We start from the raw sequence: 20,531 nt of genomic DNA, 5'->3' as shown, positions 1-20,531 counted from the left end.
CTCCTGTGAAGTTGCTGTCAGTACGCCCCGCCGTCCTGGCCGCGGTGCCGAGGTCAGGCGCCGCCGGACGAGCCGAGGGTGAGGGTGACCGTGCGCTCCCCGCCGTCGCGCCGGAGGGTGAGTTCCAGGCGGTCGCCGGGGCGGTGGGCGCGGACCTTGACGATCAGCTCGTCGCCGGAGTGGACGCGCTGGCCGTCGACCGCGGTGATGACGTCGCCGGAGCGGATGCCCGCACGGTCGGCGGGTCCGCCCGAGGTCACCCCGGTGCCGTCGCCGTCGCTCTCGTCGCCGACCCGGGCGCCGTCACCCGAGTAGTCCATGTCGAGGGTGACACCGATCACCGGATGGGTGGCCTTGCCGGTGTTGATCAGCTCCTCGGCGACGCGCTTGCCCTGGTTGATGGGAATCGCGAAGCCGAGCCCGATCGAACCGGCCTGCCCGCCGTCCGACTCGGAGCCGCTGCCGGCCGAGCGGATGGCGCTGTTGATGCCGATCACCCGGCCCTTGCCGTCGAGGAGGGGGCCGCCGGAGTTCCCCGGGTTTATGGGCGCGTCGGTCTGCAGCGCGTCCACGTACGACACGTCACTCACGTCGCCGCTCTCGCCGCCGGCCGTGATGGGCCGCTCCTTGGCGCTGATGATGCCGGAGGTGACGGTGTTGGCCAGGTCGAAGGGGGCGCCGATCGCGACGACCGGGTCGCCGACCCGGACCTCCTCGGAGTTGCCGAGGGGCAGCGGATCGAGTCCGGTGACGCCGGACACCTTGACGACGGCCAGGTCGTAGCCGGTGTCCCGGCCGACGACGGTGGCCTTGGCGGTCTCGCCGCCGCTGAACGTCACGGATATGTCGCCGTTCGTGCCGGCGGGGTCGACGACGTGGTTGTTGGTGAGGATGTGGCCGCGCTCGTCGAGGACGAACCCGGTGCCGGTGCCCTGCGCGCTGTCCCCGCTCACATGGAGGGTGACGACGCCGGGCAGCGCGCGGGCGGCGATCCCGGCGACGCTGTCGGGTGCCCGGCCCGTCACGCCGTCGCTGGTCTGCGGCAGTTCGATCGCCCCGACTCCGCCGTTGCGCTCCAGATACGCGCCCACGGCTCCGCCGATGCCTCCGGCCACGACGGCGATCAGCACGGCCCCGACCAACAGGACCTTCCCCCGCCCCCGGCGCCGGGTGCCGCCGTCCACCGCGGCCCCGTTCTGCTGCAACGACCCCGATCCGGCCCAGGGGTCGTAGTTCTGCCAGGGCCCCGGCGCCGTCCCTACCCCGGCGTGCGGGGCGTGCCCGACCTCGGCATACGCCGCCGGGGGCTGATGGCCTCCAGCGACCTGCGAGGGCTGCCTGGGCCGCGGGTGCTGCGCGTGCTCGGCCCCACCCGCGTACGGCGGCGGCACCGGCCGGGGCCCGCCCGCGTAGGGAGGCGGCACCGCCTGCGCCGAGTCCCCGTACGGCGGCGGGCCCGGCTGGGACGGATACGCGTAGGAGGCCCCGGGAGGCTGGGACACCTCGGGGCCGGACGTCGCGGCGGTCGACGGTACGGCGGTGCCGTGGGCCGGGGGCACCGGCGAGGTCGCGTCGGTGTGCGCCGACGCCCCCGCCATCGCGGGTACGTCGTGCGCGGATGACGCCGGCCGCACGTCCGTGCCGTGGGCGGGGGTCGTCGCCGGGTGCTGGACCGGCGGAGCGGGCGCCCAGGGGCCGGGCTCGCCGTACGGCGGCGTGCCGTAGGGATCGGGGGTGTGCAGCGGCCTGGGGCGCTCAGAGGGCGCGTCAGGGGCGCTCAGGGCACCCTGCGCGCCGGTGGGCCGGGCCTCGGCGACGGCGACCGCGTCCACGACGCCGGTCGCGTGGACGGCCGCAGCGGTGGCGGCGACCGCACCGGCACCGACCTCGGCGGCGTCGGCCGACGAGCCGCCTGACCGGGCTTCCGCGACACCGGGCCCTGCCGCCGACCGGTAGAGGTCGACCCACGCGGCACCCGACCCGACCGACACGTCACCGGAACGGGCCGATGAACCGCCCGAGCCGGCCGACGAGTCGCCATCGGCCGCCGCATCCAGAACCACACCCGGACCTGCATCCGGACCCGCGTCCGGCGGAGCCGGTCGCTCCAGTTCGAAGTCGCCGTCCGCGCCGGTGGCCACGTCGGCGAGGGACGTGGAGCGGGAACGGGAACGGAGCGGGGATTCGGCGGCCGGGCGGGCCAGTTCGAAGTCGGCGCCCGGGTCCGAGCCGGTCTCGGCCCGAATGCCGTCCTCGCCGGAGGCAGGTGCCGTCACCGGTGCCGGACGCTCCAACTCGAAGTCGCCCTCGGGGTTTTCTTCGCGAACCGCCCCGGCGGACAACCCCGCGGCCAACCCTTCGCCCTCCCCGACGTGTTCCCCCGTCGTCCCGGCCCCCGTCGCGCCGTGCGCTCGGGGGCGGCTCCACCATTTCGCCTTCGTGGGCTTCCCCTCGTTCATGTTCTCCCCACACCTAGGGCCCGCCCCGAGGACGGGCCCGCCGCCCACCGTTCACCGAGTGCCGCGGGCCGGAACCGGCCCGAGCGGACACGGCCCACTCTGGATTCAACCAGGTTCGCGGGCCGGTGCGCAGAACTCGGGGTCAGCGGAGGACGGGCGAGGTGGGTGTGGGAGACGAGGTGGTGTCGGGAGCCGTCAGCAGACCCGGTCCGGTCAGCTCGGGGGCCGGGGACCAGTCGGTCAGCCGCAGCAGAGGCGCGGCGGTGAGCGGACGTATGAGCGGGGACATCACGGTGGCGCCGGCCGACGCGGGCGCGGTCAGCGGGTGGATCTCCCGGCGGTCCTGCCCGGCCGGGGCGGGGACCCCGGGCAGCAGGGGCGCGGAGATCTCCGTCGGAGCGACGGGCACCTCGCGCAGGGAGTGCTGGCCCTGTCCGAGCAGCGGCACCACGGCTCCCCGGCGGCGCTGGGCCTCGGGCTGCGGAACCGTGCCCGAGGCCTGGGTCCGCAGCGGGGTGACATTGCTGCCGGAGCCGGTGCCGCCACGGGCGTCCGCCGTCTCGACGGGCATCCCGTTGGTCACACCGCCCAGGGCGATCGCGGCCAGCGAGACGGCGCCGGCCGCCACGAAGGCGAACCGCATGCCGCGTGAGGCGGAGCGCTCGGCCTCCTGCCGGCTCACGTCATGGATCCGAAAGCCACGGTCGCCGGTGACCCGGCGGTCCGCGCTGTCGTCGGCGGCTCTCTCCTCGCGGTCCTCGCGGCCGTCGGCGTCCCCGGAGCCGGAGAGGCCGCGTCCGCCGCCCAGGAAGCCGCGGTCGCCCAGCACTCCGCGGTCGCCGAGGAATCCTCGTCCGCCCAGGAAGCCCCGGTCACCGAGGAACCCACGGCCGCCGGAGGCTCCTCGGCCGCCGAGCGGCCCGCGGCCCTCCGACGGCGTCAGCGCGCCGCCGTGTGGTCCCGACGGGATGTATCCGAAGGAGTCGCCACCGGGTCCGAAGACACCGAAGTCGGCGAAGTCCCGGGAGTCGGACGGGTCCACGGGCAGTCCCGGCCCGCCGGCCGTGCCCCCGAGTCTTCCGCCGAAGCCGCCGGGCAGCGGCGAACCGCCGTCGCCGCCCGCCGGGAGCATCTGGAGCCGGGCCAGGAAGCTCTCGGAGGGAGGTGGCGGGGCGACCTCCGCGAAGACGTTCTTCAGACGGCGCTGTTCGTCCGCCTCCGTCTTGCACTTCGCGCAGGTGGCGAGATGTGCCAGGACGCGGTCGCGCGCCTCATGACCGAGCTCTCCGTCGACCAGGGCGGAGAGACGGTCTCCCAGGTGCTGCTCGGCAGGTGTGGGACGGGATCCACTCACGCGGTCGCGCCCCCTCCTCCCAGCACGGGCACCCGCGGCACCGTGAACCCGCGGCGCTGCTCGGCCCGGGCCTCCGGGGAGCGGTGCGCGAGGGCCTTGCGGAGCTGGGAGCGGCCGCGGTGGATCCGGGAGCGGACCGTGCCGAGCTTGACGCCCAGGGTCGCGGCGATCTCCTCGTACGACAGTCCCTCGATGTCGCAGAGGACGACGGCGGCGCGGAACTCGGGCGCCAGGGTGTCGAGGGCCTGCTGGACGTCGGCGTCGAAGTGCGCGTCGTTGAAGATCTGCTGCGGGGTGGGCTCGCGGCTGGGCAGGCGCTCGGCCGCGTCGTCCCCGAGGGCGTCGAAGCGGATGCGCTGCTTGCGCCGGACCATGTCCAGGAAGAGGTTGGTGGTGATGCGGTGCAGCCAGCCCTCGAAGGTGCCGGGCGTGTAGGTCGACAGGGAGCGGAAGACGCGGACGAAGACCTCCTGGGTGAGGTCCTCGGCGTCGTGCTGGTTGCCGGTCAGACGGTAGGCGAGCCGGTAGACGCGGCCGCTGTGGGTGCTGACGATCTCCTCCCAGGTGGGCGGAGTCCACGCCTGTGCGTGCGCGTCCGTGGTGAAGGTCGCGGTCTGTGCGACGGCGGCGTGGCTGTGGTCAGCGGTGTCGTTCACGGATTTCGGCCTGCCCGCCGATCCGAGAAAGCGCCGTAGCACTCCTCCCCGATCCACAGGCGCGACCGCACCTCCCCTGTCGGCTCTGGTGGTGTCCAGTGGAGCCCCTACCATAGCCACCTCGCCCGTTAGCTCCGGATAAGCGGTTTTATAAGAAATTGATGTGCGCCGATACGGCTCATACGGCCGATCCGGCTCATAGGACTTGGGCAGCACCCGTGCCGACACCTGCGTCGATGCCCGCGCCCGCTCACCGGTCCGATCCATCCCGTGCCCCCCGTCGCGGCCCCCGTCACTCACTCATCCCTTTAAACGACCGGTCCCATCAGCAGGTTCCCGACGGCAACGGATACAGTCACGCCCAGGCAACCCACGGGGACATAAGGAGAGGGTCATTACCGGCAACCGGCTGACGAGCTGGGCGTTCGCCGACGCCTTTGTCGCCGAGGACGACGCGCTGCGCTGGGCCCGCGAACGGGCCCGGGAGGCAGGGCTGCGCTCGGTGTCGCCCGGCACGGGCGCCGCGCTGCGGGTGCTCGCCGCCACCGTGGACGCGAAGGCGGTGGCGGAGATCGGGACCGGGACCGGTGTCTCCGGGATCCATCTGCTGCACGGCATGCGGCCGGACGGGGTGCTGACCACGGTGGATCCGGAGCCGGAGCACCAGCAGTTCGCCCGGCAGGCGTTCCGCGCGGCCGGCTTCGCCAGCAACCGCGCGCGCTTCATCCCGGGCCACGCGCTGGACGTGCTGCCCCGGCTCGCGGACTCCGGGTACGACCTGGTCTTCTGCGACGGCGACCGGCTGGAGTGCCTCGACTATCTCGCTGAATCGTTGCGTCTGCTCAGACCCGGTGGGCTGGTCGCCTTCGAGGGTGTCTTCGCCAGTGGCCGCACCGTGGACTCGAACCCGCAGCCGACCGAGGTCATACGTCTGCGGGAGCTGCTGCGCACGGTCCGGGAGAGCCCCGAACTGGTGCCCTCCCTGCTCCCGGTGGGCGACGGCCTGCTGTGCGCGGTCAAGCGCTGAGCCATCCCTCTGGGCGCGACCGGCCCTCCTGCGCTCCCCCGGCGCCCCCTTCTTCCTCACCCCGGCACAACAGCGCCCCGGCACCGCCGAGTGCGGCGGTGCCGGGGCAACTGAAAGGGTATGGTCGCTACGCGCGTCAGCCGACGACCTTCTTGAGGGCGTCGCCGAGGGCGTCGGCCTCGTCAGGGGTCAGCTCGACGACGAGCCGCCCGCCGCCTTCGAGCGGAACGCGCATGACGATGCCCCGCCCCTCCTTGGTCACCTCGAGCGGGCCATCGCCCGTCCGCGGCTTCATGGCCGCCATGCTCGTACCCCTTCCTGAAACCAGCTCATCGCCAAGCCGACGGCCCGGGAGGGCAGGCGCGGGCCCACCTGGGGACACGCGACACCGGCATCGAACACATTGCTTCCAGGCCATTATCCCGCATCTCATGACCCGATGACCAACATCGGTCGGCATCGCTTGGGCAACGCGCGCGAGCAAAACCACCCAATTCGGCGATGTGACTGCGATACTGCGCCACCACACGGTCCCGGGCCGGCGCTCGGCCATTGGTGATTCTTTGACGCAGGTCACACGTCCGGCACCGGTCGGGGTCCGGGAACTCCGCCATGCTGTGCTGTGACGAGGGCGTACCGACCAGTACGTCACGAGCCGCGACACCGGAGGGGAACCACCATGGCCGACACCGTGCTCTACGAGGTGCACGACGGACTCGCGACGATCACGCTGAACCGCCCCGAGGCGATGAACGCGCTGAACATCGCGGCGAAGGTGGCCCTGCGGGAGGCCGTGGAGGCCGCCGCCGGGGACGACGCCGTACGGGCGGTGCTGCTGACGGCGGCCGGGGACCGGGCGTTCTGTGTGGGGCAGGACCTGAAGGAGCACATCGGGCTGCTGGTCGAGGGCTCCGGGCAGGTCATGAGCACGGTCAAGGAGCACTACAACCCGGTGGTGAAGGCGCTCACCGGGATGGCGAAGCCCGTGGTGGCCGGGGTGAACGGCGTCGCCGCCGGTGCCGGTCTCGGGTTCGCGCTCGCGGCGGACTACCGGGTGGTCGCCGAGACCGCGTCCTTCAACACCTCCTTCGCCGGGGTCGCGCTCACCGCGGACTCCGGGGTGTCCTGGACCCTGCCGCGGGTGATCGGCCCCGGCCGGGCCGCCGATCTGCTGCTGTTCCCGCGCAGCATCAAGGCCCAGGAGGCGTACGAGCTGGGCATCGCGAACCGGATCGTCCCGGCGGACTCGCTGCACACCGCCGCCGAGGAGGTGGCGCGGATGCTGGCCGGGGGGCCGACGGTGGCGTACGCGGCGATCAAGGAGGCGGTGGCGTACGGGTTCTCCCACTCACTGGCCGAGACGCTGGAGAAGGAGGACGAGCTGCAGACCCGGGCGGGGGCGTCGGAGGACCACCGGATCGCCGTGCGGGCGTTCGTCGACAAGGAGGAGCCCAGGTATCTGGGTCGCTGAGGACGGGGTGGGGAACCGCGGGTCCGGTGTGGTCGATCGCGTGGTTCCCCGCGGCCCTACGTCGTGTCCGCACAGTCCCGTGGTCCGCCCGGAGGGCGGGCCCCGCGGCGTCGTGGGGGTACCTCCCGGTCGAGCGCAGCCGAGACTGGGGGAGCGTGCCGGGCGTCGCGGGGCAGGCGGGACTGTGCGGACACCACCTAAGGGGCGCTCCTGGCCACGCATGCCTCCAAGTGGTCGTTCACCAGGCCGCACGCCTGCATCAGGGCGTACGCCGTCGTGGGGCCGACGAAGCGGATGCCTCGCTTCTTGAGGGACTTGGAGAGGGCCGTGGACTCGGGGGTGACGGCCGGGACGTCCGCGAGGGTGGCGGGGGCCGGGCGGGTCGCCGGGTCCGGGGCGTGGGACCAGATCAGCTCGTCCAGCTCGCCGGGGGCCCAGGTGGACAGCTCGCGGGCGTTGGCGATCGTCGCCTCGATCTTGGCGCGGTTGCGGATGATGCCGGGGTCGCCGAGCAGGCGCTCCTGGTCGGCCGCCGTGAAGTCGGCGACCGAGGCGATCTTGAAGTCGGCGAAGGCGGAGCGGAAGCCCTCGCGGCGGCGCAGGATGGTGATCCAGGAGAGGCCGGACTGGAAGGCCTCCAGGCAGAGCCGCTCGTACAGGGCGTCGTCGCCGTGCACCGGGCGGCCCCACTCCTCGTCGTGGTACGCCACGTAGTCCTCGGTGGACAGGGCCCAGGGGCAGCGCAGCGCGCCGTCGGCGCCGGCCAGGGCGGTGCCGTCGCTCATCGGTGGTCGCCCTCCTCCGGCTTGTCCAGCGTGATCGCGGAAGCCGTCCGGGCGCCCGCGAGCGCGGACTCCAGGTCGGCGATCCGGGCGTCCCGCTCGGCGATCTCGGCGCTGAGGCGGCCGAGGGCGTCGTCCACGTCCACCATGCGGTAGCCGCGGACGGCGACCGGGAAGCGGAGCGCCTCGACGTCCGCGCGGTTCACCGGGCGGTCCGCCGGGAGCGGGTCCTGGAGCCGCTCGCCCTCGGCCTCCGGCAGCACCGCGTTGTCGCCGCCGCCGACGACGGCGAGCGTCACCGCGGCGACCACGACGGCGAGCGCGACGACCAGGAACAAGAACATGAACATCGCTGGGTCCCCTCGACTGTGTTCGGCTCCGATCGTGCCATGCGAGTCTGACAGTTAAGGTCGCAGGCGGCCGGGCAAGGCCGACGATCCATGGAACGTACGGGGAGAGGTCACAGCGGATGCTCAGGCTGGGCAAGCGGGAATTCGGCCCGCACGAGCCGGTGATCATGGCGATCGTGAACCGGACGCCGGACTCCTTCTACGACCAGGGGGCCACCTTCCGGGACGAGCCGGCCCTCGCGCGCGTGGAGCAGGCGGTCGCGGACGGCGCGGCGATCATCGACATCGGCGGGGTGAAGGCCGGACCCGGCGAGGAGGTGACCGCGGCGGAGGAGGCGCGGCGGACCGTGGGGTTCGTCGCGGAGGTGCGGCGGCGGTTCCCCGAGGTGGTCATCAGCGTCGACACCTGGCGGCACGAGGTCGGGGAGGCCGTGTGCGAGGCCGGGGCGGATGTGCTGAACGACGCGTGGGGCGGGGTCGATCCGCGGCTCGCGGAGGTGGCGGCGCGGTATCGGGTGGGGCTGGTGTGCACGCACGCGGGTGGGGCGCGGCCCCGGACCCGGCCGCATCGGGTGGAGTACGACGATGTGATGGCCGATGTGCTGCGGGTGACCGTGGGGCTGGCGGAGCGGGCGGTCGCGCTGGGGGTGCCCCGGGAGTCGGTGATGATCGATCCGGGGCACGACTTCGGGAAGAACACGCGGCACTCTCTGGAGGCGACCCGGCGGTTGGGGGAGATGGTCGCCACCGGGTGGCCGGTGCTGGTGTCGCTGTCCAACAAGGACTTTGTGGGCGAGTCCCTGGACAAGCCGGTGAAGGAGCGGGTGGTGGGGACGCTGGCCACGACCGCGGTCTCCGCCTGGCTGGGCGCCCAGGTGTACCGGGTGCATGAGGTCGCGGAGACCCGGCAGGTGGTGGAGATGGTGGGGGCGATCGCGGGGTGGCGGGGGCCCGCGGTCGCCCGGCGGGGGCTGGCGTAGGGGCGGGCCGGCCGGCGCGGGGCCGGTGGGGCTACTCGCGCGGTTGCCCGCGCCCCGGGGAACAAGGGGCGCGGGACCGCAACCGTCCCTACCTGCCCGCCTCCTTCGAGACCAGGGCCACCGCCTCGTCGATGTCGTCCGTGACGTGGAACAGGGAGAGGTCCTTCTCGGCGGCCTTCCCCTGGGCGATGAGGGTGTGGGTGAGCCAGTCGACGAGGCCGCTCCAGTAGGACTCGCCGAAGAGGACGATGGGGAAGCGGGTCACCTTCTGGGTCTGGACGAGGGTGAGGGCCTCGAAGAGCTCGTCGAGGGTGCCGAGGCCGCCGGGGAGGACCACGAACCCCTGGGCGTACTTGACGAACATCATCTTCCGGACGAAGAAGTAGCGGAAGTTGAGGCCGATGTCGACGTACGGGTTGAGGCCCTGTTCGAAGGGCAGCTCGATGCCGAGGCCGACGGAGGTGCCGCCCGCCTCCAGGGCGCCCTTGTTGGCCGCCTCCATCGCACCGGGACCGCCGCCCGTGATGACGGCGAAACCGGCCTCCACCAGCCCGCGGCCGAGCCGGACGCCCGCCTCGTACTCCGGTGAGCCGGCCGGGGTGCGGGCGGAGCCGAAGACGCTGATCGCGGGCGGGAGTTCGGCGAGGGTGCCGAAGCCTTCGATGAACTCCGACTGGATGCGCAGGACCCGCCAGGGGTCGGTGTGGACCCAGTCGGAGGGGCCTCCGGCGTCCAGCAGCCGCTGGTCCGTGGTGCTCGCCTGGACCTGGCCGCGTCTGCGCAGCACCGGCCCCAGCCGCTGCTCGTCCGGTGGCTGCTTCTTGCCCTCGGGGTTGCCGGTCGCCATGTCCGCTCCCTCCGCCGTGCTGGTGGTTCACCTCAGCGTAGATCCATCCGGGTTACGGACGGGGGACGTGAGCATGTCCGCCGCGATGTGCCGTCATGCCCGGGACGTCCCACGCCGTTGGCTCACGCCGTCAGCCAGGACCTCAGGCGTTCCTCGCCGGCCAGGATCTTCGCCGTCTCCACCCGCTCGTCGCGCCGGTGCGCCAAGTGCGGGTTGCCGGGGCCGTAGTTGACGGCCGGGACGCCCAGGGCGCTGAAGCGGGAGACGTCCGTCCAGCCGTACTTGGGCCGGGCCGTGCCGCCGACCGCCTCGATGAAGGCCGCGGCGGCCGGGTGGGACAGACCGGGCAGCGCGCCGGGGCTGTGGTCGTCGACCGTGAACCCGTCCACACCGCAGTCCTCGAAGACCTCGCGGACATGGGCGATCGCCTCCTCCTCGCTGCGGTCGGGCGCGTAGCGGAAGTTGACCGTCACCACGCACTCGTCCGGGATGACGTTGCCCGCCACGCCGCCCCGGACGCCGACCGCGTTGAGGCCCTCGCGGTACTCCAGGCCGTCGATCACCGGGTAACGGGGCTCGTACGAGGCCAGCCGGGCCAGGATGGGGGCCGCCGCGTGGATGGCGTTGGAGCCCATCCAGCCGCGGGCGGAGTGGGCGCGCTCGCCCTTGGTGGTCAGCAGGACCCGCAGGGTGCCCTGGCAGCCGCCCTCGACCTCGCCGTCGGTGGGCTCCAGGAGGACCGCGAAGTCGCCCTCCAGCCACTCGGGGTGGGCCTCGGAGACATGCTTGAGGCCGTTGAGGTCGGCGGCGACCTCCTCGTTGTCGTAGAAGACGAACGTCAGGTCGCGGTTGGGGGCCGGGACCGTGGCCGCGACGCGCAGCTGGACCGCGACGCCGGACTTCATGTCGCAGGTGCCGCAGCCCCACAGGACGCCGTCCTCGTCGAGGCGGGAGGGGACGTTGTCGGCGATGGGCACGGTGTCGATGTGGCCGGCCAGGACCACGCGCTCGGCCCGGCCCAGGTGGGTGCGGGCCACGATGTTGTTGCCGTACCGGTCGACCGTGAGGTGCGGCAGGGCGCGCAGGGCGGTCTCGATGGCGTCCGCGAGGGGCTTCTCGGTGCCGCTCTCGGACGGGAAGTCGACGAGCTGCGCGGTCAGCCGTGCGGCGTCCAGCGTGAGGTCAATGGGGGTCTCGGCCATGTCCCCGACCCTAACGCGCCGCCGGGGCGGGGCCGCCCGGCGAGCGGATCAGGTGTCCCCCGTCCCTGTGTTCACAACTCCTGCACGTGGACCATTACTCTCCAGTACCTTGGACCGCGTGCCAGAGCCGTACCCCTTCCCCCCAGGTCCCCGCCCTCGCCGTCGCGGCCGTCGTGTGCTGCAGTTCATGGCGGCCTTCGTCGTGCTCGCCGCGATCGGGGCGTATCTCACCGTGCAGTACCTGACCGGGGGGAACGGCACACCGCGGTGTGTGGTCGTGTCCGGGACGGACGACGGGAAGTCGTACGAGTTCACACCCGAGCAGGCGGCGAACGCGGCGACGATCTCGGCGGTCGGCACCTCGCGCGAGCTGCCCGAGCGGGCCGTGACGATCGCGCTGGCGACCGCGCTCCAGGAGTCGGGCCTGCGCAACATCGCGCACGGCGACCGGGACTCCCTCGGCCTCTTCCAGCAGCGGCCCTCGCAGGGCTGGGGCACCGAGCAGCAGATCCAGGACCCGGTGTACTCGGCCGGCGAGTTCTACGAGCATCTCGTGAAGGTCGCCGACTACGAGCGGCTGCCGCTGACGGTGGCCGCCCAGCGGGTGCAGCGCAGCGGCTATCCGGAGGCGTACGCCAAGCACGAGCCCGACGCCACCCTGCTCGCCGCCGCGCTGACCGGCCGGTCGGCGGCCACGCTGACGTGCGAGGGGCGCCGGGAGACGACCGGCACCGGCACCACCTACACGGGCGGCCCCGAGGCCGTGCGCGGCGCGCTCGCGCGGGACTTCGGGGACGACTCCTTCGAGTCGGCCGGGGCGGTCGTCGACAGCGAGGGCGGCGCCGGCGAGGGCGGTGCCTCCGCACAGGCCACTCCGACGCCGAGTCCGAGCGCCTCCCCCGCCGCCGGGACCGTCACCATCCCCCTCACCGACGCCGGGGACGCCGACCAGGTCCGGCAGCGCGGCTGGGAGCTGGCGCACTGGGCCGTGGCCAACTCCTCCCGGCTGGGCGTCGAGCGGGTCACCTACGCGGGCCGGGAGTGGGTCGCCGAGGGCCGGGCCGGGGCGTGGCGGAAGGCCGTGGGCGTGGCGGGCTCCGTGCCGGCCGCCGCCACCGAGGTCCGAATCGTCACTGGACAGTAGGCCGCGCGGCTCACCCTTACGGGGGAGGCGCGGCGCGTCGAGTGGACGGGGTGCGCGGGTTTTCACCTGCTCACCCCCGTCTGCCGGGATCCCTTGGGAGCACAGCGCCGTAAGGATTCGGCAGACCGTCGGACCGGGCGGCGTTTGTCCGACTGAATCCCCATTTGATCATGCGACGCATTGCCAACTCTTTACGTCGGGCCGCCGCAACCTTCACGGACTTCGAGCGGTAGTCACTGCGTCCGAGCCCGGAACGATCGACTCCGACGATCGGCTCAACTCCCGGGCTCAGCAGGACACTTCACCGTTCTTTCTGTCTAGTCCGTCTAAGGAGCACCATGTCCCTCCCCCTGACCCGCCGGATCGCCCGTGCCGCGCTGCTGACCGCAGCGGGAGCGGCCTCCGTGGTCGGTGCGGCCGGCTCCGCGAGTGCGGCGCCCGAACTCCCGGCCACCGCGAACCTCGGCGGCCTGTCCGCCGTGGACGGGGCGAACGCCGGTAACACCGTGGACGGCGCGACGCAGAACGTCACCGGGGTCGCGAGCGACGCCGGCGGCAAGGCGGCCAAGCAGACCCTGCCGACCGTGAGCAAGACCGGCGGGAAGGCCGTCAAGACGACGACGCCCGTCGCGCAGAAGGCCGCCGGCGAGACCGCCGGGTCCGCCGGCACCGTGCTGGGTGACACCACCAAGACGGCGACGAAGGGCGGGCTGCCGACGGGCCAGCTGCCGGCCAAGAGCCCGCTCGGCTGATCCGCGAACCCGCTCGGCCGGCCGCCGACCAGCCGTCGACCGGCCTTCCGCACGCCGAAGGGGCCCGGGGAGTTCCCCCGGGCCCCTTCGGCGTGTGCGCGGGCGCGGCTACGCCCGGGTGAGGCGCTCCACCGCCGCCGCCACCCGCTCGTCCGTCGCCGTGAAGGCCACGCGGACATGGCGGTCGCCCGCCGTGCCGTAGAAGTCGCCGGGGGCCACGAGGATGCCGAGGTTGGCGAGGTGGGCCACGGTCGTCCAGCAGGACTCGCCCCGGGTGGCCCAGAGGTAGAGGCTCGCCTCGCTGTGCTCGATACGGAAGCCGTGCGCCTCCAGGGCCTCGCGCAGGGCCCCGCGGCGGGCCGCGTAACGGGCGCGCTGCTCCTGGACGTGCGCGTCGTCGCCGAGGGCGGCGACCACGGCGGCCTGGGTGGGCGCCGCGGTCATCATGCCGCCGTGCTTGCGGATCTGCAGGAGCGGGCCGAGGACCGCCGGATCACCGGCGAGGAAGGCCGCGCGGTAGCCCGCCAGGTTGGAGCGCTTGGAGAGCGAGTGGACGGCCACGATGCCCTCGTACGAGCCGCCGTTGACCTCCGGGTGGAGCACGGAGACCGGGTCGGCGTCCCAGCCCAGCTCCAGATAGCACTCGTCGGAGAAGACCAGGACGCCGTGCTCACGGGCCCAGGCCACGATCCGGGTCAGCTCGGACCGGGAGAGGACCTTGCCGGTGGGGTTGGACGGCGAGTTCAGCCAGAGCAGCTTGAGACCCGCCGGGTCCAGGTCCGTCGGGTCGTCGTACACCTCGTACCCGGCGCGGGCGAGCCGGGCGCCCACCTCGTACGTCGGGTAGGCCAGGCGCGGGTACGCGACCCGGTCGCCGGGGCCGAGACCCAGCTGGGTGGGGAGCCAGGCGACCAGTTCCTTGGAGCCGACGATCGGCAGGACGTGGTGGTGCGTGACGTCGCGGGCGCCGAGGCGGCGCTCCAGCCAGCCCGTGATCGCGTCGCGCAGTTCGGCGGTGCCCCAGACGGTCGGATAGCCCGGCGAGTCCGCCGCGGCGACCAGCGCTTTCTGGATCAGGTCGGGCACCGGGTCGACCGGGGTGCCGACGGAGAGGTCGACGATGCCACCGGGATGCGCGGCGGCCGTCGCCTTGTACGGCTCCAGCTTGTCCCAGGGGAAGGCGGGAAGGCGGTCGCTGACTGCGGACACGGGATCTGGCTCACTTTCTCGTACGTCTTGCCGTACGTACGTCCCCGAGCGGCGCGACGGACACGTACGTACCGCTCGTACGGCGAACGCCCCGGTCCCGTACGGCGATCATGGTGATCGGACCGTACGGGACCGAGGCGGCGCGGATGCGGGGCGGCCGGGGCCGTGCCCCGGGCCCGCGGCGTCGCTCTCAGGCCTGCGGCGGCAGTCCGGCGACGAAGGGGTGGTCACGCTCGATCAGACCGAGCTTGCTGGCACCACCGGGCGAGCCGAGCTCGTCGAAGAACTCGACGTTCGCCTTGTAGTAGTCCTTCCACTCCTCCGGGGTGTCGTCCTCGTAGAAGATCGCCTCGACCGGGCACACCGGCTCGCAGGCACCGCAGTCGACGCATTCATCCGGGTGGATGTAGAGGGACCGCTGACCCTCGTAGATGCAGTCGACCGGGCACTCCTCGATGCACGCCTTGTCCTTGACGTCGACACAAGGCTGCGCGATGACGTAGGTCACGCTGTCGTTCCTCCTCGATAGGGCGCCGGCGGGCCTCCTCAGGCTCCGCCGCCTGGCGCGCGGGAGCGCGGCGTCGTCGATGCCCGCACCTAGTATCTCCGTTCCTGGGCATGATCCGAACAGGAGGGGTGGACGGACCTGTGGAAATCTCTGCCGGTGGACGTCTGGAGATCCGTGTCTCCGCCGCTGACGTGGGCAAACGCGTCTCCGTACGGCGCGTCGACGAGGATGCCGCCGAGGGTGGGAAATTCACTGACACGGTTGGTGTTCTCACATCATGGGACGACGGCGTCCTGCTGATCACCCGTCGGAACGGGGAACGGGTACGCATCGAGGAGTCGTCGCTGGTGGCGGGGAAGACCGTGCCCGCCGCCCCCGCCCGGCGCCGCGGCCCGGCCGCCTCGTACCCGGAACTGGCGCACGTCTCCGCGCGGGCCTGGCAGCCGGTCGAGCGGGAGCGGCTCGGTGAGTGGGAGCTGCGGGCCGCCTCCGGGTTCACCCGGCGCGCCAACTCGGTGCTGCCGCTGGGCGATCCCGGGACGCCCCTGGACGAGGCGCTGACGGCCGTACGCGGCTGGTACGCGGCCCGGGGCCTGCCCGCGTACCTGCAGCTCGCCACCGGCGCCGAGGGCACGCAGGAGCTGCTGTGCGCGGAGGTGGCGGACCGGGGCTGGGTCCGTGAGGTCACCGCCGAGCTGTGGATCGGGGCGCTCGCACCGGTCGCGGACCGGGAGACGGCCGGGGTGGGGCTGTCCCGGACGGCCGACGAGGCGTGGCTCGGCCGCTACCAGCGCAAGGGCCTCGGCGAGGTCGCGCTGCAGGTGCTCGGGAGCGGGCCCTCCGTGTGGTTCGCGACCGTGCCGGGCGCGGAGGGCGCGGGGCCCGCCGCGATCGGGCGGTGCGTGGTGGACGGGCGGTGGGCCGGGTTCGCGGCCGTCGAGGTCGACCCCGCGCGGCGGCGGGAGGGGCTCGCCACGACCGTGATGGCGGCGCTGGCGCGGCGGGCCCTGGACGAGGGAGCCTCCGCCGCCTGGCTGCAGGTGGAGGCGGACAACGTGGGGGCGCGGGCCCTGTACGGGGGCATGGGGTTCGCGGCGCACCACTCGTACCACCACTACCGGGAGCCCGGGAGCGCGACCGAGGGCTCCGGCGCCGGCTCACGCTCGGCCGGATCGTCGTGAGCGGGCATCACCCGGCCGGGCCGGGGCCGCGTCCGCCCGGGGCGGAGCGGGCCGCCGAGGTACGGCGGCGGTTCGCGGCGCAGGCGCGGGCCGAGCGGCCCGACCTGGCCGTGCTGTGTCTGCTGGTGGGGGCGGCGGGCGACGGCGCGCTGGACGACGCGGGGATCGACGCCGCCGAGATCGAACTCGACCGGCTCGCCGGGCTGATGCCCTACCGGCCCGGCGACCCCCGCGCCTGGGCGGTCGCGGCGGCCGGACTGCTCGGGGAGCGGTGCGGGTTCCGTGGCTCCGCCGGGGACTACCAGCGGCTGGAGTCGTCGCTGCTGCACCAGGTGCTCCGGCGGCGGCGGGGGCTGCCGATCCTGCTGTCGGTGGTGTGGATGGAGGTGGCCCGGCGGGCGGGGGCGCCCGTGTACGGGGTCGCGCTGCCGGGGCACTTCGTGGTGGGGTTCGGGCCGCCCGGGGAGCAGGTGCTCGCCGATCCGTTCGACGGGGGGCGGGTACTGACCGGGAGCGACGCGGAGTTGCTGGTCGCGGGGGCGACGGGGGCTCCGCCGGCCCCCGGGATGCTGGACCCCGCCGACCCGCTGGACGTGGTGGTGCGCGTCCTGAACAACGTACGGGCGTGGGCGGCGGCCCGGCCCGAGCGGACGGATGTCGCGCTGTGGGCGCTGGAGTTGTCGCTGGCGATGCCCTCGCATCCGGCGCGGCTGCGGTACGAGTGGGCGCGGTTGCTGGTGCAGCGCGGGGAGTATGTGCGCGGTGCCGTCGCGCTGGAGGAGTACGCGGAGGTGGTGGCCGGGGTGGACGAGGGCGCGGCGGAGAAGGTGCGGCGGCAGGCGGGGGCGGCCCGGGCTCTGCTGAACTGAGGGTGGCCGGCTGAGAGTGCCTGTCCGTCCGGCGGGCCGCTCTCCCTGTCTCGTTCTACAACCAGCCCTTCTCCCTTGCCGTCCGCACCGCCTCCGTTCTGTTGCGGACCGCCAGTTTCTGGATCGCCGTCGACAGGTAGTTGCGGACCGTGCCCTGGGAGAGGTGCAGGGCCTGGGCGAGTTCGGCGTTGGTGGAGCCGTCGGCCGCGGCGCGCAGGACCTCGCGTTCGCGGTCGGTCAGGGGGTTCGCGCCCTCGGCGAGGGCCGCCGCCGCGAGGGTGGGGTCGATGACCCGTTCGCCCGCCAGCACCCGGCGTACCGCGTCCGCGAGTTGCGCGGCGGGGGCGTCCTTGACCAGGAAGGCGTCGGCGCCTGCCTCCATGGCGCTGCGGAGGTACCCGGGGCGGCCGAAGGTGGTGAGGACGACCAGCTTCACCGCCGGGAGAGCCCGGTGGAGCTGGGCCGCCGCCTCGATGCCGGTCGCGCCCGGCATCTCGATGTCGAGGAGGGCCACGTCGATGTCGTGGGCGCGGGCGGCGGCCAGCACCTCGTCGCCCCGGGCGGCCTGGGCCACGACCTCGATGTCGGGCTCCAGACCGAGCAGGGCGGCCAGGGCCTCGCGGACCATCGACTGGTCCTCGGCGAGCAGGACCTTGATCGTGCGGGTCATGCGCCGGATCCTACGGCCGCGTTCGGGTCCCGGGGTGCGGCGGGGGCGCGGGCGACCAGCCGGAACCCGTGCGGGGACGGGGCCGCCTCCAGGGTGCCGCCGACCTTCGCCAGCCGCTCGGTGAGGCCCGCCAGACCACTGCCCGTGCCCTCACCCGGGGTACCGGCCGGAACTCCCCTTCCGTCGTCGTCCACGGTCAGTTCGAGCACGGGGCCGTCGAGGGTCTGGCGGCGGACGAGGTCCACCGTGCAGCGGTGGGCGCCGCTGTGCCGTACGACGTTGGTGACGGCCTCGCGCAGGGCCCAGGCGAGGGCGGACTCGCTGTCCTCGGGAGCGTCGGCGAGGTCGGGGGCGGCGGGGAGGTCGGCGGTGATGCCGGCCGCCGTCAACGCGTCGCGGGCGCCCGCGAGTTCCGCGCCGAGACGGGGGCGGCGGTAGCCGGTGACGGCCTCACGGACGTCGACCAGGGCCTGGCGGCTGACCTGTTCGATGTCGGCGACCTGCTGGGCGGCCCGGTCGGGGTGGTCCGGGAGCATCCGGCCCGCCAGCTCGCTCTTGAGGGTGATCAGGGAGAGGGAGTGGCCGAGGAGGTCGTGCAGGTCGCGGGCGAGGCGCAACCGCTCCTCGTTGGCGGCGAGCTGGGCGACCGTGGCCCTGGCCTCGCGCAGTTCCTGGGTCGTGCGGATGAGTTCGCGGACGCCGGTCATGGAGAAGCCGCCGAGGAGGGCCGGCAGGAGCAGGGAGGCGAGGTAGGCCTCGCCCTCCGGTACGGCGAGGGCGATGGCCGTGAGCAGGCCCGAGACCGCCAGGATCGTGAAGCGGGCGAGCCGGAGCGGGAGGGCCGCGCCGGAGGCCACCGACACGTAGACGAAGAGGACGAGCCACTCGCGGCCGAGGCTGAGGGCGAGGACCGTGGACTGCGCGGCGAGGACGGCCAGCGCGCCGAGCACCGGCCCGGTGGTGTCGCGGCGGCCGGTGCGGAAGATCAGCGCGAAGTACCAGGCGACGAAGGCGACCAGACCGATCCAGCCGAGGACGACGACTCCGTCGCTGTGGCCCCCGTGCAGCAGATCGCTGACGGGGGCGCTCAGATAGGCGAGCCAGATCCCGGTCCAGAGGAACTTGATCGCCCTCTGCCTGCGGTTCTGCGGGCGCTGCCCGATGCCGACGCCGCTCACGCCTTCAGCGTGTCCTTCCGGTAGAGCCAGGCCGCGCCGCCCGCGAACAGGGCGAACGAGACGGCCAGGATGACGAGGTCCCTGGCGTGCGGGGCCCGACTCTGCTCGATGGCCTGCCCCAGGGCAGCGTACGCGTGCGTGGGCACCCACTTCGCGATGTCCTGCAGCCACTCGGGGAACGTCGTCGTCGGCATCCACAGACCGCCGAGCATCGACAGACCGAAGTAGACGATCATCGTGATCGGGCGGACCGCGTCGCCGGTGGCGAGGTAGCCGAGGGCGACGCCGAGCGCGGCGAAGACCAGGCTGCCGGCCCAGATCGCGCCGGTGAGGGCGAGCCACTGCCAGGCGTCCAGGCGTACGCCCTTCGCCACGGCGGCCACCACGAAGACGATCACGATGGACGGCAGGCTGACCACGGCCGCGCTCGCGGTCTTGGCGAGGACGTAGCCGCGGCCGGGCAGCGTCGTCAGCCGCAGCTGCCGTACCCAGCCGCCCTCGCGTTCCTTGGCGATGCGTTCGCTGTTGCCCATCAGGACGGCCGTCAGGGCGCCGAAGGAGGCCATGGAGACCATCATGTACGTCGGCAGGGTCAGACCGGTGTCGCCGAGCTCGTCCGTGTTGCTCGCGCTGCCCGCGATCAGCAGGAACAGCAGCGACGGGTAGAGCACCGAGAAGAACATGGCCTTGCGGTTGCGCAGGGCGCGGACGAGTTCGAGCTTGATGAGGCTGTTCATGACTGCTGCTTCGCCTCCTCGGCGGCGGTGATCGCGACGAAGGCCTGTTCCAGGCCGAGGCCGGTGACTTCGAGGTTGCGGGGGTACAGGCCGAGGCCGTAGAGGGCGTGGACGGTCGCGTCGGCGTCGGTGGACTGGATGCGGACGGTCCGGCCGGAGCCCGCGGCGGAGCCGCTGCGGGAGACCGTGAGGGTGGCGAGGAAGGGGAGGCCGCGCAGCCGGGCCTCGTCGACGGTGCCGTCGTCGGGCAGGTCGAAGGAGATCCTGCGGGCGCCCGCCCTGGCCTTGATCTCGGCCGCGGTGCCGTCGGCCAGCAGCCGGCCCCGGTGCAGCACGAGCACACGGTCGGCGATGGCGTCGGCCTCTTCGAGGTAGTGGGTGGCGAACAGGACGGTGCGGCCCTGGTCGGCCTGTTCGCGCATGGTGGCCCAGAACGCCTGGCGGGCGGAGACGTCCATGCCGGTGGTGGGCTCGTCCAGGACGATCAGATCGCTGTCGCCCGCCGTGGCGAGGGCGAAGCGGACGCGCTGGGCCTGGCCGCCGGAGAGCTTGTGGACCTTGCGGTCGGCGATCTGGGCGATGCCGGCGCGGGCGAGGACCTCGGAGACCGGGTACGGCCTCGGGTGCAGGTCGCAGGCGAGGCGGACCAGCTCGGCGACCGTGACCTCGTCCATCAGGCCGCCGCTCTGCAGCATGGCGCCCACACGTCCGGCGGTGATCGCCTCGCGCGGGCTGGTGCCGAAGAGGCCGATCGTGCCGCTGTCGGCTTTCTTCAGGCCGAGCAGCAGGTCCAGGGTGGTGGACTTGCCGGCCCCGTTCGGGCCCAGCAGGGCCACGGTCTCCCCCGGGTACAGGGCGAGCGTCAGGCCGTCCACGGCCCGTACGTCGCCGTACGCCTTCGTCACGTTGTCGAACCCCACCACCGCGGTGCCGGTGGCCGCCGCCGTGGTCGTCGTCGTGGTCGTCGTCATGGGGACCATCGTCGGCGGGCGGGGGGTGCGGGCGGCAGTGTCGGGGGTCCTGAAGGCGGGATGACAGAAGTCATACCGGGGACGGTGACAGGGGCGACGGCGGCGCACATGTGGAGGGGGCGCCCGGTGAGTACCGGGCGCCCCCTCCACGTGTGCCGTGCCGGACCGGCTAGGGCGTGTTTCG

At 73.3% G+C, this 20,531-nt stretch carries 21 protein-coding genes; 7 read left to right on the top strand and 14 right to left on the bottom strand.

Features of this window, described 5'->3' with window-relative positions; translation table 11 throughout:
• Positions 1 to 53: 53 nt before the first annotated feature.
• The 3 genes from J8M51_RS18475 to sigE form a co-directional block, all read right to left on the bottom strand.
• Positions 54 to 2,459 (bottom strand): S1C family serine protease, encoded by a 2,406-nt coding sequence (locus J8M51_RS18475; protein ID WP_179203060.1) that lies wholly within the window; start codon positions 2,457 to 2,459, stop codon positions 54 to 56.
• A gap of 142 nt (positions 2,460 to 2,601) precedes the next feature.
• Complete coding sequence (locus J8M51_RS18470; protein WP_086755381.1) at positions 2,602 to 3,813, bottom strand: anti-sigma factor family protein; 1,212 nt, start codon at positions 3,811 to 3,813, stop codon at positions 2,602 to 2,604.
• Complete coding sequence (gene sigE, locus J8M51_RS18465) at positions 3,810 to 4,511, bottom strand: RNA polymerase sigma factor SigE (protein WP_086755380.1); 702 nt, start codon at positions 4,509 to 4,511, stop codon at positions 3,810 to 3,812. Before sigE ends, J8M51_RS18470 begins: the two co-directional genes overlap by 4 nt.
• 307 nt (positions 4,512 to 4,818) lie before the next feature.
• On the opposite strand from sigE, the gene J8M51_RS18460 reads away from it, so the two are divergent.
• Positions 4,819 to 5,496 (top strand): O-methyltransferase, encoded by a 678-nt coding sequence (locus J8M51_RS18460; RefSeq protein WP_308114307.1) that lies wholly within the window; start codon positions 4,819 to 4,821, stop codon positions 5,494 to 5,496.
• Positions 5,497 to 5,632: 136 nt separating this feature from the next.
• Here J8M51_RS18460 and J8M51_RS18455 read toward each other — a convergent pair whose 3' ends face one another.
• Entirely contained in the window at positions 5,633 to 5,800 is a 168-nt protein-coding gene (locus tag J8M51_RS18455; RefSeq protein ID WP_003966491.1) for a DUF3117 domain-containing protein, read from the bottom strand.
• A gap of 375 nt (positions 5,801 to 6,175) precedes the next feature.
• Here J8M51_RS18455 and chcB point away from each other — a divergent pair, with 375 nt between their 5' ends.
• A complete protein-coding gene (gene chcB, locus J8M51_RS18450) occupies positions 6,176 to 6,967 on the top strand; it encodes a 2-cyclohexenylcarbonyl CoA isomerase (protein WP_086755379.1) in 792 nt (263 codons plus the stop codon).
• 197 nt (positions 6,968 to 7,164) lie between these two features.
• Here chcB and J8M51_RS18445 read toward each other — a convergent pair whose 3' ends face one another.
• Both J8M51_RS18445 and J8M51_RS18440 read right to left on the bottom strand, forming a co-directional pair.
• Positions 7,165 to 7,752 carry a DNA-3-methyladenine glycosylase I gene (locus J8M51_RS18445; RefSeq protein ID WP_216590567.1) on the bottom strand — a complete coding sequence of 196 codons (588 nt, stop codon included), beginning with the start codon at positions 7,750 to 7,752 and terminating at the stop codon, positions 7,165 to 7,167.
• Positions 7,749 to 8,099, bottom strand: coding sequence for a DivIVA domain-containing protein (locus J8M51_RS18440; protein ID WP_086761294.1), 351 nt, complete (start codon positions 8,097 to 8,099; stop codon positions 7,749 to 7,751). Before J8M51_RS18440 ends, J8M51_RS18445 begins: the two co-directional genes overlap by 4 nt.
• A gap of 119 nt (positions 8,100 to 8,218) precedes the next feature.
• On the opposite strand from J8M51_RS18440, the gene folP reads away from it, so the two are divergent.
• On the top strand, positions 8,219 to 9,079 hold the full coding sequence (gene folP, locus J8M51_RS18435; protein WP_267299320.1) for a dihydropteroate synthase: 861 nt from the start codon (positions 8,219 to 8,221) through the stop codon (positions 9,077 to 9,079).
• An 88-nt stretch (positions 9,080 to 9,167) separates the two neighbouring features.
• Here folP and J8M51_RS18430 read toward each other — a convergent pair whose 3' ends face one another.
• On the bottom strand, positions 9,168 to 9,926 hold the full coding sequence (locus tag J8M51_RS18430; RefSeq protein WP_086754968.1) for an LOG family protein: 759 nt from the start codon (positions 9,924 to 9,926) through the stop codon (positions 9,168 to 9,170).
• Between the two features lie 122 nt (positions 9,927 to 10,048).
• Positions 10,049 to 11,128: a succinyl-diaminopimelate desuccinylase gene (dapE, locus tag J8M51_RS18425; RefSeq protein ID WP_086754969.1), complete on the bottom strand. Its 1,080-nt coding sequence runs from the start codon at positions 11,126 to 11,128 to the stop codon at positions 10,049 to 10,051.
• A gap of 187 nt (positions 11,129 to 11,315) precedes the next feature.
• Here dapE and J8M51_RS18420 point away from each other — a divergent pair, with 187 nt between their 5' ends.
• Complete coding sequence (locus J8M51_RS18420; RefSeq protein ID WP_216869764.1) at positions 11,316 to 12,272, top strand: heavy metal transporter; 957 nt, start codon at positions 11,316 to 11,318, stop codon at positions 12,270 to 12,272.
• Between the two features lie 338 nt (positions 12,273 to 12,610).
• Complete coding sequence (locus J8M51_RS18415) at positions 12,611 to 13,024, top strand: ATP-binding protein (RefSeq protein ID WP_086754971.1); 414 nt, start codon at positions 12,611 to 12,613, stop codon at positions 13,022 to 13,024.
• A 108-nt stretch (positions 13,025 to 13,132) separates the two neighbouring features.
• Here J8M51_RS18415 and J8M51_RS18410 read toward each other — a convergent pair whose 3' ends face one another.
• Both J8M51_RS18410 and fdxA read right to left on the bottom strand, forming a co-directional pair.
• A complete protein-coding gene (locus tag J8M51_RS18410) occupies positions 13,133 to 14,233 on the bottom strand; it encodes a bifunctional succinyldiaminopimelate transaminase/glutamate-prephenate aminotransferase (protein ID WP_086754972.1) in 1,101 nt (366 codons plus the stop codon).
• Between the two features lie 190 nt (positions 14,234 to 14,423).
• A complete protein-coding gene (fdxA, locus tag J8M51_RS18405) occupies positions 14,424 to 14,741 on the bottom strand; it encodes a ferredoxin (RefSeq protein ID WP_086754973.1) in 318 nt (105 codons plus the stop codon).
• 140 nt (positions 14,742 to 14,881) lie between these two features.
• Here fdxA and J8M51_RS18400 point away from each other — a divergent pair, with 140 nt between their 5' ends.
• Both J8M51_RS18400 and J8M51_RS18395 read left to right on the top strand, forming a co-directional pair.
• On the top strand, positions 14,882 to 15,922 hold the full coding sequence (locus J8M51_RS18400; protein ID WP_086754974.1) for a GNAT family N-acetyltransferase: 1,041 nt from the start codon (positions 14,882 to 14,884) through the stop codon (positions 15,920 to 15,922).
• Entirely contained in the window at positions 15,919 to 16,791 is an 873-nt protein-coding gene (locus J8M51_RS18395) for a transglutaminase-like domain-containing protein (protein ID WP_086754975.1), read from the top strand. Before J8M51_RS18400 ends, J8M51_RS18395 begins: the two co-directional genes overlap by 4 nt.
• A gap of 55 nt (positions 16,792 to 16,846) precedes the next feature.
• Here J8M51_RS18395 and J8M51_RS18390 read toward each other — a convergent pair whose 3' ends face one another.
• Genes J8M51_RS18390 through J8M51_RS18375 form a run of 4 tightly spaced genes read right to left on the bottom strand, consistent with a single transcriptional unit; the run spans position 16,847 to position 20,347 of the window.
• Positions 16,847 to 17,461: a response regulator transcription factor gene (locus J8M51_RS18390; RefSeq protein ID WP_086754976.1), complete on the bottom strand. Its 615-nt coding sequence runs from the start codon at positions 17,459 to 17,461 to the stop codon at positions 16,847 to 16,849.
• Entirely contained in the window at positions 17,458 to 18,639 is a 1,182-nt protein-coding gene (locus tag J8M51_RS18385) for a sensor histidine kinase (protein WP_086754977.1), read from the bottom strand. Before J8M51_RS18385 ends, J8M51_RS18390 begins: the two co-directional genes overlap by 4 nt.
• A complete protein-coding gene (locus tag J8M51_RS18380) occupies positions 18,636 to 19,376 on the bottom strand; it encodes an ABC transporter permease (protein ID WP_086754978.1) in 741 nt (246 codons plus the stop codon). Before J8M51_RS18380 ends, J8M51_RS18385 begins: the two co-directional genes overlap by 4 nt.
• Positions 19,373 to 20,347, bottom strand: coding sequence for an ABC transporter ATP-binding protein (locus tag J8M51_RS18375; RefSeq protein ID WP_086754979.1), 975 nt, complete (start codon positions 20,345 to 20,347; stop codon positions 19,373 to 19,375). The genes J8M51_RS18380 and J8M51_RS18375 overlap by 4 nt, the downstream gene beginning before the upstream one ends.
• Between the last annotated feature and the right edge of the window lie 184 nt (positions 20,348 to 20,531).

It is taken from the genome of Streptomyces griseiscabiei, assembly GCF_020010925.1.
GTDB classification, from domain to species: Bacteria; Actinomycetota; Actinomycetes; order Streptomycetales; family Streptomycetaceae; genus Streptomyces; species Streptomyces griseiscabiei.
The sequence above is the reverse complement of the archived record's forward strand: the minus strand, read 5'-3'. Positions and strand labels throughout refer to the sequence as shown.

Excerpts from the sequence above, each read along its gene's own strand:
- J8M51_RS18475 (WP_179203060.1), bottom strand. The coding sequence starts at position 2,459 with ATGAACGAGGGGAAGCCCACGAAGGCGAAATGGTGGAGCCGCCCCCGA.
- J8M51_RS18455 (WP_003966491.1), bottom strand. The coding sequence starts at position 5,800 with ATGGCGGCCATGAAGCCGCGGACGGGCGATGGCCCGCTCGAGGTGACC.
- chcB (WP_086755379.1), top strand. The coding sequence starts at position 6,176 with ATGGCCGACACCGTGCTCTACGAGGTGCACGACGGACTCGCGACGATC.
- J8M51_RS18445 (WP_216590567.1), bottom strand. The coding sequence starts at position 7,752 with ATGAGCGACGGCACCGCCCTGGCCGGCGCCGACGGCGCGCTGCGCTGC.
- J8M51_RS18440 (WP_086761294.1), bottom strand. The coding sequence starts at position 8,099 with ATGTTCATGTTCTTGTTCCTGGTCGTCGCGCTCGCCGTCGTGGTCGCC.
- folP (WP_267299320.1), top strand. The coding sequence starts at position 8,219 with ATGCTCAGGCTGGGCAAGCGGGAATTCGGCCCGCACGAGCCGGTGATC.
- J8M51_RS18430 (WP_086754968.1), bottom strand. The coding sequence starts at position 9,926 with ATGGCGACCGGCAACCCCGAGGGCAAGAAGCAGCCACCGGACGAGCAG.
- dapE (WP_086754969.1), bottom strand. The coding sequence starts at position 11,128 with ATGGCCGAGACCCCCATTGACCTCACGCTGGACGCCGCACGGCTGACC.
- J8M51_RS18420 (WP_216869764.1), top strand. The coding sequence starts at position 11,316 with ATGGCGGCCTTCGTCGTGCTCGCCGCGATCGGGGCGTATCTCACCGTG.
- J8M51_RS18415 (WP_086754971.1), top strand. The coding sequence starts at position 12,611 with ATGTCCCTCCCCCTGACCCGCCGGATCGCCCGTGCCGCGCTGCTGACC.
- J8M51_RS18390 (WP_086754976.1), bottom strand. The coding sequence starts at position 17,461 with ATGACCCGCACGATCAAGGTCCTGCTCGCCGAGGACCAGTCGATGGTC.
- J8M51_RS18380 (WP_086754978.1), bottom strand. The coding sequence starts at position 19,376 with ATGAACAGCCTCATCAAGCTCGAACTCGTCCGCGCCCTGCGCAACCGC.
- J8M51_RS18375 (WP_086754979.1), bottom strand. The coding sequence starts at position 20,347 with ATGACGACGACCACGACGACGACCACGGCGGCGGCCACCGGCACCGCG.